Annotated in this window: 7 protein-coding genes; 4 read left to right on the top strand and 3 right to left on the bottom strand. The window is 71.1% G+C overall.

Translation table 11 applies throughout. From position 1 onward, the window contains the following. Positions 1-428 precede the first annotated feature (428 nt). Together ABD172_RS07080 and ABD172_RS07075 are read right to left on the bottom strand one after the other, a co-directional pair. Positions 429-1,037: a MarR family winged helix-turn-helix transcriptional regulator gene (locus ABD172_RS07080; protein ID WP_344308248.1), complete on the bottom strand. Its 609-nt coding sequence runs from the start codon at positions 1,035-1,037 to the stop codon at positions 429-431. A gap of 24 nt (positions 1,038-1,061) precedes the next feature. Continuing rightward, positions 1,062-2,432 (bottom strand): cysteine desulfurase-like protein, encoded by a 1,371-nt coding sequence (locus ABD172_RS07075; RefSeq protein ID WP_344308246.1) that lies wholly within the window; start codon positions 2,430-2,432, stop codon positions 1,062-1,064. Positions 2,433-2,589: 157 nt separating this feature from the next. Between ABD172_RS07075 and ABD172_RS07070 the strand changes: the two genes are divergently transcribed. The 3 genes from ABD172_RS07070 to ABD172_RS07060 all read left to right on the top strand — a co-directional run bounded on the left by ABD172_RS07070 (position 2,590) and on the right by ABD172_RS07060 (position 7,211). Then, positions 2,590-4,593, top strand: a complete 2,004-nt coding sequence (locus ABD172_RS07070; RefSeq protein WP_344308245.1) for an alpha/beta-hydrolase family protein — start codon at positions 2,590-2,592, stop codon at positions 4,591-4,593. A gap of 160 nt (positions 4,594-4,753) precedes the next feature. Beyond that, positions 4,754-5,944: a M20 metallopeptidase family protein gene (locus ABD172_RS07065; protein WP_344308243.1), complete on the top strand. Its 1,191-nt coding sequence runs from the start codon at positions 4,754-4,756 to the stop codon at positions 5,942-5,944. Positions 5,945-6,020: 76 nt separating this feature from the next. Next, entirely contained in the window at positions 6,021-7,211 is a 1,191-nt protein-coding gene (locus tag ABD172_RS07060) for a hypothetical protein (protein WP_344308241.1), read from the top strand. A gap of 101 nt (positions 7,212-7,312) precedes the next feature. Here the strand turns inward: ABD172_RS07060 and ABD172_RS07055 are convergent, their stop codons facing one another. Continuing rightward, on the bottom strand, positions 7,313-8,530 hold the full coding sequence (locus ABD172_RS07055; RefSeq protein ID WP_344308239.1) for a metal-dependent hydrolase family protein: 1,218 nt from the start codon (positions 8,528-8,530) through the stop codon (positions 7,313-7,315). Positions 8,531-8,712: 182 nt separating this feature from the next. On the opposite strand from ABD172_RS07055, the gene ABD172_RS07050 reads away from it, so the two are divergent. Further along, a complete protein-coding gene (locus ABD172_RS07050) occupies positions 8,713-12,675 on the top strand; it encodes a Pls/PosA family non-ribosomal peptide synthetase (protein ID WP_344308237.1) in 3,963 nt (1,320 codons plus the stop codon). The last annotated feature ends 8 nt before the right edge of the window (positions 12,676-12,683 follow it).

The raw sequence follows: 12,683 nt of genomic DNA, 5'->3' as shown, positions 1-12,683 counted from the left end.
CGAGATCGCGATTCCCTGCTGCCGCGGCGTTCAGATCGCATTGGAATGTGCCGTTTCGCCGAAACCCAGCAGCCAATCGCTCTATGAAAGTCGACGGCCGCAGCCGATCGCTCACTGAACGCCGACGACCTCAGCCGATCGCTCACTCGACGCCGGTTGCAGGGGCCGGACGAGTTCTGCGCTACGGGCTACCGGGCAGGAGGAGCATCCTTCACCCACGTTCTGGCCTTCACCCCGCGCTTCCGTCGCAACATCGCCAAGGGATTCGCCCGGGGAAACCGATTCTCTTTCCTTCTCGCGAAACGGAAAAGGAATCTGTTTCCCTCTTCGAATCCTCGGGCGAACCGCATTCGGTGGCCGGATCACACGGCTGAGGGGCTCGGGGCCGCGGCGCCGTCACCCTTCAGTCCCCGCTGTCACCCCCGCCGTCATTCCTCGGCGCGGGACTCCTGCATCCGTGCGGTGACGGAGTCGAGCCAGGACGTCGAGAGTTCGAGCATCTGCGGGGTCACCTCGGGCGGCAGGCCCTCCCGAACGGCGTCCGCCCACACCTGCAGGAGGAGTCGGAGGTCCTCCTGGGCGAGCGAAGTGCACGAGATCCGCGCACTCCGGGCGTCCTCGAGGTCCGTCTCCCGGACGACCATGTCCTTCTTCATGAGCGTCGCGATCGCCGCGCTCACGTTCGGCCGCCGCAGCCCCGTTCCCCGCGCGATGTCCGAGGGCGAACACGTGGGATTCCGGTCGACGTGCCGGAGCACGAGTTGTTCGGTCGGGGTGAGACGGCCGAGCCCCTCGACGGCGTCGTGCCGCAGGCCGATCTCCCGGGCGAGCGCGAGCACCGAGTGGGCGAACATCGCCGCGATCCGCGTCCCGGAGTCGATGCCGTCCGTCGAATCCTTCCGGGCAGCCGCGGCCCCGTCCCCGGTAGCCGCGCTCCCGGTAGCCAGGTCACCGGAGGTCCCGTCCCCGGACAACCGCTCCCCGGCGGTCCCGGTCGTGCCGTTCCCCGTTGCGTCGTTCCCGGTCGTGCTCGTCATGTCGTCGTCCGTTCGTTCGTTCGATCATCGTGCAGCCCTCGTCCCCGCGCCGTCGGCACCGGCACCGTCGGCACCCGCGCCGTCGGCACCCACGTGCGCCGGCGGAGTCGCCTCGAGGAACGTGCGCAAACCGGCGAGCAGGCGCTCGACATCGCGGGAATCCGTGTACGGGGCGATCCCCATCCGCAGTCCCCGCAGGTCGGGCAGGCCGAGGCGCTGCACCGTCTCCCATGCGTAGAAGTCGCCGGCCGGAGCGAGCACCTCGTGGTCGCGGGCGAGAACCCGGTACGCCTCCGTGACGTCCCGCCCCGGCAGGGTGATGAGGAGCGTCGGAGTGCGTTCGTGCGCCCGCGACCAGAGCACGACCTCGTCGCCGAGGTCGCGCAGACCCTCCTCGAGCGTCGCGAGCAGGGCGTCCTCGTGGGCGTGCAGCGCCGTGAAGGACTCGCCGAGGCGGGCCCGCCGGGAGAATTCCCGCCCGGCTCCGGAGGGCGGCGCCTCGGCCGTTCCGACCGGCGTTCCGACCGGCGTTCCGGATACCCCCGGTCGTCCCCCGGTGAGGTCCGCGAGGCCGGCGAGGAAGTCGACGGCCGCGGTGACGCCGGCGAGCGTCTCGTAGGGCAGGGTGCCGCGCTCGAGCGCCTCGGGAACGACGGAGGTCTGGGGCACGAGCTTGTCGGCGCGCAGCCCGGCGAGGCGCTCCGGGTCCGCCGCGAGCACACCGCAGTGGGGCCCGAGGAACTTGTACGGGGAGCACACGAGGAAGTCCGCACCGAGCGCACCGCGGTCCGGCAGGAGGTGTGCCGCGTAGTGCACCGCATCGACCCACACGAGTGCGCCGTGCTCGTGTGCGAGGTCGGCGATCCACCGGACCGGCGCGATCGTTCCGAGGAGGTTCGAGGCGGCACCGACCGCGACGAACACCGTCGACGGACCGATCGCGTCCTCCACCGAGGCCGGATCGACCTCGGTCGTCGCGGGGTCGAACTCGATCCACCGGACCGACGCCCCGACCCGTTCGGCCGCCTGGATCCAGGGACGGACGTTCGAGTCGTGGTCGAGCCGGGAGACGACGACCTCGTCACCGGGCCCCCAGGACCGCGAGAGGTGCGCGGCGAAGTCGTAGGCGAGCGCGGTCGCCGACCGGTTGTGGACGATCCCGCCGGGATCGGAGGCGAGGAAGTCGCCCATCGCCTCCCGGAACGCGGTGATGGCCGCCGTCGCATTGCGTTCGGAGAGGATACCGACACCCTTGTTCGACACCGGCCCGGTGAGGGTGCGGGCGATCGCCTCCCCGACCTCCCGCGGCGTCTGGGTTCCGCCCGGTCCGTCGAAGTGGGCGATCCCGCTGGCCAGCGAGGGGAATTGGGCCCGCAGCCCGGTCACGTCGTACACGGTGCCTCCCGATCGGTGCTCGTCGACAAGACGGAACGCGAGCGACGGAAGCCTCGGTGATGCAGGGTGCCGGGCAGTGGTCGTGCTCACGTTTCCTGAGGAAAAGAGTAGACGCTTAGGGTGGTGCCCGGACGATCACCCCGCGGATGATCACCACGTGGCGGATCACCACCCGGCGGACGGCGGAAGGACGGACGTGAAGCGGATCGTGGCAGCGACTGCCTCGGCGGCCTCGTGGATCGCGCTCGCGCCCAGCCTCGTCCCCCGCACGTGGTGGATGACGGCGGTGAACGTCGCGGTGAACGCCTACGGCGGGCAGAAAGCGGCCGAGGCGCTCGACGGCCTCGCCGGCCCCGCCCTCGTCCGCGCCCGGTCGGTCCGTCGGTACCTCCGACCGGAGGACCCTGCGGCCGCGCTCGATGCCGCGCTCGCGCCGCACACCACGGATCCCGCGACTCCCCCGCTCGGCCTCTCCCCTGCGCAGGCCCGCCGCTGGCGGCGCCACACGCTCGCACTCGCGGTGTCCGCCGTCGGCACCGCCCTCGCCCTCCACCGGTCCATGGACCGACAGAAGGAGGTCACGCGGCTCACCGGCGGCCTCGAGTCCGACTCCGAGCTCGAACAGCTGCTCGGCTACCTCGTCGGCCTCGGCGGATGGTGGGCCCTCGGGACCGCCGCCCGCCTGTCCGCGGGATCCCGTCGGCTCCTCGAACGCCGGGTGAAGAAGCTCGCCCCCTTCGTTCCGTCCCTTCTCATCTCCGCGGGTGCCGGACTGCTGTGGTGGAGCACGTACCGGTGGCTCCTCACCGGCACGCTCACGTCGATCGCGGAGAAGGCCGTGATCTCGGACTTCGCCCGGGAATCCACCGTCGTCCCGCCGGCGGAACCCGAACGCTCCGGTTCGCGGGAGTCCCGGGAGTCCTTCGCCACGCTCGGCTTCCACGGCCGCGGTTTCGTCGCCGGCGGTCCCCGTGCCGGGCGCATCGCCGAGGTGCGGGCCCGGTTGGCCCGGCGCGGGCACCTCGGCGAACAGTCCCCCGGCGAGCGCCGCCCCGCCGAACATTCCCCCGGCATCGCTGCGCGGACCCCGATCCGCGTCTTCATCGGGCGGCTCGCCCACCCGACCCTCGAGGAGGCCGCCGAGGCCGCGGTCGCCGAGCTCGAACGCGCCGGCGCCCTCGAACGGGGGGCGATCCTCCTCGTCACCAACACCGGGTCCGGTTGGATCCCGCAGTGGTCCGTCGAGGCCTTCGAGTTCCTCACGGGAGGGAACTGCGCCTCGGTCGCCGTGCAGTACTCCTTCGCCGGTTCGTGGCTCAACTTCCTCATCGGTCGGGGCCAGGCGATCGATTCGTCCCGGTTGCTCCACGCGGCGGTCACCCGTCGCCTCGCGGCGATCCCGGCGGATCGCCGTCCGAAGCTGTACGCGACCGGCGAGTCGCTCGGTGCGCTCGGCGGCAACGGTGCGTTCGTCTCCACCGAACACATGCGTGCGGTCCTCGACGGCGCCGTGTGGACGGGCACCCCGCGCGCGACCCCGCTCGTCGGACGGCTCATCTCCTCCCGCCGGTACGGGTCCCCGGAGATCCACCCGATGATCGGCCGCGGGGACCGGGTGCGCTTCGTCGTCGGACCCGAGGACCTCGACCGCGATCCGTTCGGCGACGAGTACCCCGCATGGGAGTTCCCGCGCATCCTCTACGCCCAGCATCCGTCCGATCCGATCGTGTGGTGGGAACCGCGCGTCATCTGGCAGCGCCCCGACTGGTTGCGCGAACCCCGGGGAGCGGACGTGAGTCGGCACATGCACTGGCTGCCGTGGGTGACCTTCTGGCAGCTCGCCTCCGACATGCCGCGGTCCGTCAAGCTCCCCGGCGGCCACGGACACAACTACCACGCGGAGGTCGTCCACTACTGGAACGCGGTCCTCGGTTCCGGGGTGAGCGCGGCCGGGTGCGCCCGGATCGCCGATGCGATCGCCGCGGACATGGGTACCCGTTCCGGATCCCTGCCGCTCACCGACCCCGCCCCCTGGCAGGCCGGTGCCCAGGAGGACCGCCGCCGTAACCTCGTCCGGGCACTGCGGGAGAATCTCCGCGAGGGACTGCGCCGGCTCCGCCGTGGAATGGCGCAGGGAGCACCTGGGGATCCGACCCTCTGAGTTCGGCCGACCGCGGACGGGACGACCCCCGTGCCGGACGCTTGCGGCCCGGGCGGTGTTCCACCATGTGAAACGCGTCTCCTGCGGGTGCTAGCCTGTTCGTTTGTTGTGATCCGGGGAACACATTCCCGGGTCGGATTCCCACCGCGAAAGCAGCACCGTGACCCCTTCGTTCACTGCGGAAGCAGCCGCGTTCCTCCCCGATCTGCAGAATCTGCGCCGGGACCTCCACCGCAACCCCGAACTCGGCCTCGACCTGCCGTACACGCAGGGACGCGTCCTCGACGCCCTCGAGGGCCTGCCCCTGCGCATCATCACCGGTGATGCGCTCAGTTCGGTCGTCGCGGTGCTCGAGGGCGGCAGGCCCGGTCCCACGGTGCTGCTGCGCGGGGACATGGACGCACTCCCGGTGACGGAGGAGACCGGACTCGACTTCGCCTCGACGAACGGTTCGATGCACGCGTGCGGTCACGACCTCCACGTGTCCGGACTCGTCGGTGCGGCCCGCCTGCTCGCGGCTCACCGCGAGGACCTGCCGGGGTCGGTCGTCTTCATGTTCCAGCCGGGCGAGGAGGGCCCCGGCGGTGCCGCACCCATGATCGCCGAGGGACTCCTCGAGGTCACGGGCGAGAAGCCGGTCGCCGCCTACGGCATCCACGTCGCCCCCGGCCCGCGCGGAGTCTTCTCCTACCGCCCCGGCCCCGCGATGGCCGGTTTCGGTGCCCTCGACATCACCGTCCGCGGCAGGGGCGGGCACGGGTCGAAGCCGTACATGGCGGTCGATCCCGTCGCCGTCCTCGTCGAGATCGCCCAGGCGCTCCAGACGATGGTGACCCGGCAGTTCGACGTCTTCGACCCCGTCGTGCTGTCGATCGGGAAGATCCATGCGGGTACCGCGAACAACGTCATCCCGGACACCGCGCATCTCGAGGCCGCGGTCCGCATCCTCTCCCCCGCGAACGAGGTGCGGTTCGGTGAGGCCGCCGAACGCCTGGCGGCGGGCATCGCCTCCGCCCACGGCGCCTCGGCCGAGGTGTCCTGGCGCATGGAGTATCCCGTCACGATGAACGATCCGGAGGAGACGGCGTTCGTCGCCGACACGCTCGGCGGGATGTTCGGTCCCGAACGTCTCCTCCCCATGGAGCAGCCCCTCATGGGCTCCGAGGACTTCTCCTTCGTCCTCGCCGAGGTGCCCGGCTGCTTCTTCTTCCTCGGCACCAGCCCCGACGGCGTCGACCCGGAGACCGCGGTGTGGAACCACGCCCCGCAGGTGCTCTTCGACGACGCCGTGCTCGGCGATCAGGCGGCCGCGCTCGCGCGGCTCGCCTGGGACCGCCTCGCCCGCGGCTGAACCCGCGCCGCCATCCGGCCCCGCTCTCACATCCGCCGCATCACCCCCACCCCCGATCCGAAGGTTCCCTTTCCTCATGAGTGCAGTCCTCGCGACAGCCATCGTCCTGGCGTTCATCGCGCTCGGCGAGATCGTCTCGATCGCCACCCGCGCACGCGTGCCCGCCCTGCTCGTCGCCATGCTCTCCCTCTTCGTCCTCGCGAAGATCGGCATCATCCCCACCGAGATCGTCGAGGTCTCGACCATGGTGAGCGTCGGCGCGCTCATCCAGCCGGCGATCATGGTCCACATGGGTTCGCTCATGCCGCTGCGGACGATGCTCCAGCAGTGGCGGTCCGTCCTCATCGCGGGCGTCGGCATCATCGTCGCGACCGGCATCATCCTCGCCACCGTGTGGCCGCTGTTCGGCTTCGAGTACGCGGTCGCCGGTGCCGGTCCGATCGCCGGTGGCATCGTCTCCACCGCACTCACGACGGAGGGACTCACGGAAGCCGGGATGATCGGCGCGGTCGTCGTCATCCCCTCGCTCATCCTCATGCTGCAGTCGCTGCCCTCGATGCCGCTCACGAACTTCTTCCTGCGTCGCTACGCCGCGAAGCTCATCGCTTCCGGTGAACTCGCCACCGGCGCCGACGGCGCCGACGGTGCCGCGACAGCCGGTACCACCGCCGAGGAGCCGGTCGAGAAGAAGAAGCTCGTGCGCCTGCCGCAGGTCCTCGTCGACAACCAGCTCTTCCTCCTCTTCCTCGTCTTCGCCGCCGGTGCGCTCGCGTACTGGATCGGTGAGCTCACCGGCATCTCCTACTCGATCTGGGGCCTCCTCGTGGGTATCGTCCTCACCGCGCTCGGCGTCATCCCCGACAAGGTGATGGAACGGTCGAACTCCTTCACGATCGCCATGGCCGCGATCATCTTCATCGTCGTCGCCCCGCTCATGACCGCCTCCGTCGCGGACGTCATCGCCTCGCTCGTGCCGGTCGCATGCATCCTCGTCATCGGCCTCCTCGGCATCTGCATCGGTGGCTTCGTCGTCACGAAGCTCGTCGGCTGGGACCCGAACCTCGGCATGGCCGTCGCCCTCACCGCGATGTACGGCTTCCCCGCCGACTACCTCATCACCCAGGAGGTCGCACGCTCGACCGGCCGCACCCAGGAGGAGAGCCAGGCGCTCCTCGACAAGATGCTGCCGCCGATGCTCATCGGTGGTTTCACCTCGGTGTCCGCCGGTTCGATCCTCGTGGCCTCGGCTCTCGTGTCGTTCCTCTGACACGGCCCGCAGGAACGGACAGCGGGGCCGCACCTCCCGAGGTGCGGGGCCGCTGCCGTATTCCGGTCGCCTCCGGACGTGTCCGGCGCCGGCGCCGTGGCTCAGACGCGCACGCCGGCCTGGAACACCGCCTCGACGGTCCGCCGGATCGTGCCGACCCCGACGGCCGAGAGATCCGCGTCGTGGAGCACGAGGTCCGCGACCTTGCCGACGGCGAGGGTGCCGAAGGACTCGTCACCGATGAGAGAGGCGGCCACCGAGGTGCCGGCGGCGAGTGCCTCCTCCGCGGACAGGCCGACCTGGGCGAGAAGCTCGATCTCCTCGAGGTTCTCGCCGTGGGGGCCGACGCCGGCGTCCGTGCCCATCGCGATCCGCACTCCGGCCTCGTGGGCCTTCCGCACGGACTCGAAGTGCACCTCGGCGACCATGCGCGCCTTGTCGACGAGCGCCTTCGGCAGGGCCGCGCCGGCCTCCGCGCCCTTGATGACGGCGAGCGGTGCCTGGAGGGTGGGGACGAGGTAGACACCGCGGTCGACCATCATCGTGATCGCTTCGTCGTCGAGGTAGATGCCGTGCTCGATCGACTTCACACCGGCCCGGATCGCGTTCTTGATGCCTGCGGTGCCCTGGGCGTGGGACATGACGTACTTGCCCTGCGCCTCGGCCTCCGCGACGATGACCGCGATCTCCTCCTCGGTGAACTGGGAGTGGCGCGGGTCGTCGGCGGCCGAGAGCACGCCACCGGTCGAGCAGATCTTGATCTGGTCGGCACCGGCACGGAGGATCTCGCGGGCCTTCGTGCGCACGCCGTCGATCCCGTCGGCCACGCCCGAGGGACGACCGATGTGCGGGGTCGTCATCGGGGAGCACTGGCCGGAGGGCTGGAAACCGTCGCCGTGTCCGCCGGTCTGCGACATGATCGACACCGCGGTGAAGGTCCGCGGGCCGCGCACGAAGCCGCGTTCGATCGCGGCCTTGAGTCCCGCATCGGAACCACCCGCGTCACGCGCGGTCGTGACGCCCGCCGCGAGCGTGCGCTCCATGTGGGCGACGGACTTGTAGAACTGGAGCGTGAAGGGCTCGGTGAAGGCCTCGAGGGAGCCGGCGCCCTCGGTCGTGAAGTGGACGTGGCAGTCGACGAAGCCGGGGGTGAGGGTCTTCCCGGTCGCGTCGACGACCTCGGCGTCGGCGGGGATCTGCGCGCTGCCGGCGGGCACGATGTCGGAGATGAGGCCGTCCGTGACGAGAACGTCCTTGAGTCCGCGGACGAACTGGGTGCCGTCGTGGAGGAAGGCCTGGGTGAAAACTGTGGTGGTCATCATGTCTTCTTCATGAGGGGATATCGACCACCTCACTCTATTGCCCACGCACCCGATCGTTCACCCGCCGGTTCCCCGTCACCGCCCGTGTGTACGACTACCCTGAGAAGGTCCTGCGCCGCTCGGCCCGTGCTCACCCGGTCGCAGGACATCGTCCGCTCCACCGAACCCGTGAGGTCCGTTTGACGCACGTCGCCCAGTTCCCCGCAGGCCACCTGGCCCCCGCTCCGCGCACCCTCGTCGACATCGTCCTCGAGATCACGGCGCAGTACCCGGAGGCCCCGGCGCTCGACGACGGTACGACGGTCCTGTCGTACACCGAACTCCTCGAGGCGATGCGGGCGATGGCCATCCGGCTCGCCCGCGCGGGTGTCGGCCCCGGTGACAAGGTCGGCGTCCGCGTCCCCTCGGGCACCGTGGACCTCTACGTGAGCATCCTCGGCACCCTCATGATCGGTGCCGCCTACGTCCCCGTCGACGTCGACGACCCGGACGAGCGCGCGGAGACGGTGTTCTCCGAGGCCGCCGTCGCCGCGGTCGTCACCGCCGGTCCCGTGGAGGAGTCCGCCCCCGCGCCCGAGGCGCTCCCCGGCCACCGCGCGCAGGTCACCATCACGACGACCACCACCCGCGACTTCGCGGACCGTCCGGCGCTGCGTGCACCGGAACCGGAGGACGACTGCTGGGTGATCTTCACCTCGGGATCCACCGGCAAGCCCAAGGGCGTCGCGGTCACCCACCGTTCGGCCGCCGCGTTCGTCGACGCCGAGGCGCGGATGTTCCTGCAGGACGAACCCCTCGAGCCCGGCGACCGGGTGCTTGCGGGGCTCTCCGTCGCCTTCGACGCGAGTTGCGAGGAGATGTGGCTCGCGTGGGGGCACGGGGCGTGCCTCGTGCCGGCACCGCGGTCCCTCGTGAAGTCCGGGACGGACCTCGGCCCGTGGCTCGCGAGCCGTCGGATCACGGTCGTCTCCACCGTCCCGACGCTCGCCGCCCTGTGGCCGGCCGAATCGCTCAGCAACGTCCGTCTCCTCATCTTCGGCGGTGAGGCGTGCCCGCCCGAACTCGCCGCGCGCCTCTCCGACGGCACTCGCGAGGTGTGGAACACCTACGGACCGACCGAGGCGACCGTCGTCGCATGCGGCTCCCTCCTCACCGGCGAGGGGCCGGTCCGCATCGGGCTGCCGCTCGACGGCTGGGACCTCGCGATCGTCGACCCGGCCACGGGGATCCCGGTGCCCGAGGGCGCGACGGGAGAGCTCATCATCGGGGGTGTCGGCCTCGCCCGCTACCTCGACCCGGAGAAGGACCGCGAGAAGTACGCACCCCTCCCGACCCTCGGCTGGGAGCGGGCGTACCGCTCCGGTGACCTCGTCGTGAATGATCCGGAGGGCCTCGTCTTCGTCGGGCGTGCCGACGAGCAGATCAAGCTCGGCGGCCGCCGCATCGAACTCGGTGAGGTCGACGCCGCTCTCCAGTCCCTGCCCGGCGTCCGCGGCGGTGCCGCCGCGGTGAAGACGACCCCGGGCGGCACCCAGCTGCTCGTCGGGTACCTCGTCGCCGAGGTACCACCGGCGGACACCGAGACCGAGGACGCCGCGAAGAAGGAGTGGACCGACCGGCTCCGGGAGTCCCTGCCCCCGGCGCTCGTCCCGCGCCTCGCGCTCGTGGACGACCTGCCGACGAAGACCTCGGGCAAGGTCGACCGGAACGCCCTGCCCTGGCCGCTCGCCTCGGTCGCGGACGACTCCGCTGCCGGTGACCTTCCGGAGAACGCCCGGTGGCTCGCAGGCCAGTGGGCCGACGTCCTCGGTGGCACCCCCGGCCTCGACACCGACTTCTTCGACGCCGGCGGCGGTTCGCTCGCCGCCGCTCAGCTCGTCTCGAAACTCCGCGTCCGGCACCCGCAGGTGACGGTCGGCGATCTGTACGCCCGGCCGCGCTTCGGGGCCCTCGTGGAGATGTGCACGGGTGAGGACACCTCCGCCGAGGCGCCCGCCCCGGTGCACCCGCGGACGGTGGAGCCGGTCCTGCGTCGCACCCGGTTCTGGCAGACCGTCCTCGGGATCCCGCTCCACGTGCTCGCCGGGATGCGGTGGGTCGTCCTCGTCCTCATCGGCTCGAACCTCGCTGCGTGGGCGGGAGCCGCGACCCCGCAGGTGTCCTGGTGGTGGGTGCTCGGCCTCGGCCTCGTGTTCGTCACCCCGTGGGGCCGGATGCTCCTGTCCGCCCTGGCGGCCCGGGTCCTCCTCGCGGGTCTGCGGCCGGGCACCTACCGGCGCTCCGGCGGCACGCACATGCGCCTGTGGTTCGCCGAGCACGTCCAGGACCTCCTCGCCGCGGTCTCCCCCGCGAGCGCCCCGTGGGTCACGTGGTACGCCCGACTGCTCGGCAACGACATCGCCGACGACGTCGACCTCCACTCGGTGCCGCCCGTCACCGGCATGCTCACCCTCGCCCGCGGTGCCGCGGTCGAACCCGAGGTCGATCTCAAGGGGTGGTGGGTCGACGGCGACCTCGTGCACGTCGGCACGATGGAGGTCGGCGAATACGCGACCGTCGGAGCCCGGACGACGCTCATGCCCGGCGCGAAGGTCGGTGCCGGGGCGGTCGTCGAGGCCGGTTCCGCCGTCACCGGGAAGATCAAGAAGAACCGACGGTACTCCGGCTCCCCGGCCGTCCGCGTCGGCAACGCCCGCGGCGACTGGCCGGACCCGCCGCAGCGACGTGCCCATCTGCCGTTCCTCCTCTATGCGCTCGGTTCGCTCGTCCACGCCGCGATCCCGTACCTCGCCGCACTGCCGGCGCTCGCGCTCGTCGCTCTGGTCTCCGGGGTCGAGGTCTTCGCCCGGCCCCTCGTCCTCCTCGCGTGGAGCCCCGTCGCGGCGCTCGTGTGGTTCGCCTCCTGTGCCCTGCTCGTCCTCCTCGCCGTCCGGTCCCTCGGGATCGGGCTCACGGAGGGCGTGTATCCCGTGCGGTCCTTCATGGCGTACCGGGTGTGGGCGACCGAACGACTCATGGACCTCGCCCGGGACCTCCTCTTCCCGCTCTACGCCGGCATGCTCACCCCCGTGTGGCTGCGCCTGCTCGGGACGAAGGTGGGCCGCGAGGTCGAGGCGTCGACGGTCCTCCTCATCCCCCGCATGACACAGATCGCCGATGGCGCCTTCCTCGCCGACGACACGATGATCGGCTCCTACGAACTCGGGCACGGGTGGATGCGGATCGGCCGGGCGAAGGTCGGGAAGCGGGCGTTCGTCGGCAACTCCGGGATGACCGCGGCCGGTCGCAAGGTCCCGAAGAACGCGCTCGTCGCCGTGCTCTCGGCGGCCCCGGCGAAATCACGCAAGGGTTCCTCGTGGGTCGGCTCGCCGCCGGTCGAGATGCGCAGGACCGAGGTCGCCGCCGACGAATCCCTCACCTATGCGCCGCCCACCCCGCTCAAGGTCCTGCGCGGCATGTGGGAGACCCTCCGGGTCCTCGCGGTCCTCGCCGCCGGCGTCCTCCTCGTCGGCGTTCTCGTCGTCCTCCTCGAACTCCTCGAACTCCTCGGGGCGCCGCTCACCGTCGCGGTGTCCGGGATCGTCATGATGGCCGCCGGTGCGGTCGCGGCGGGACTGGCCGTCCTCGCGAAGTGGGTCTTCATCGGCCCGATCCGCTCCGGCGACCATCCCCTCTGGTCGGCGTTCATCTGGCGCACCGAGGTGGCCGACTGCTTCGTCGAACTCGTCGCCGCGCCGTGGTTCACGCGACTGGCATCCGGCACCCCCGCACTCGTGTGGTACCTCCGGGCGCTCGGCGCGCGGATCGGCCACGGGGTCTGGTGCGAGTCCTACTGGCTGCCCGAGGCGGACCTCGTCCACCTCGACGACGCCTCGACCGTGAACCGTGGTTGCGTCGTCCAGACCCACCTCTTCCACGACCGTGTGATGTCGCTCGACACCGTCCACCTCGCACCCGGCTCGACGCTCGGCCCGAACTCCGTCATCCTCCCGGCAGCCGAACTCGGCGAGTCCGCGACCGTCGGCCCGGTGTCGCTCGTCATGCGCGGGGAGTCCGTGCCGGCACACACGCATTTCACCGGGAATCCGGTCGTCCCGTGGACGGACGCCCCGCGCCGACACGTCCTCGACACACAGAACTGAGAGTGTTC

The organism is Brevibacterium samyangense (genome assembly GCF_039529845.1).
Lineage (GTDB): Bacteria > Actinomycetota > Actinomycetes > Actinomycetales > Brevibacteriaceae > Brevibacterium > Brevibacterium samyangense.
Note: the sequence above shows the minus strand (reverse complement) of the source record. Positions and strands in the feature narration are given on the sequence as shown.

What these genes read in the sequence shown, in the direction of transcription:
- ABD172_RS07055 (WP_344308239.1), bottom strand. Translation starts at nt 8,530, where the DNA reads ATGACCACCACAGTTTTCACCCAGGCCTTCCTCCACGACGGCACCCAG.
- ABD172_RS07060 (WP_344308241.1), top strand. Translation starts at nt 6,021, where the DNA reads ATGAGTGCAGTCCTCGCGACAGCCATCGTCCTGGCGTTCATCGCGCTC.
- ABD172_RS07080 (WP_344308248.1), bottom strand. Translation starts at nt 1,037, where the DNA reads ATGACGAGCACGACCGGGAACGACGCAACGGGGAACGGCACGACCGGG.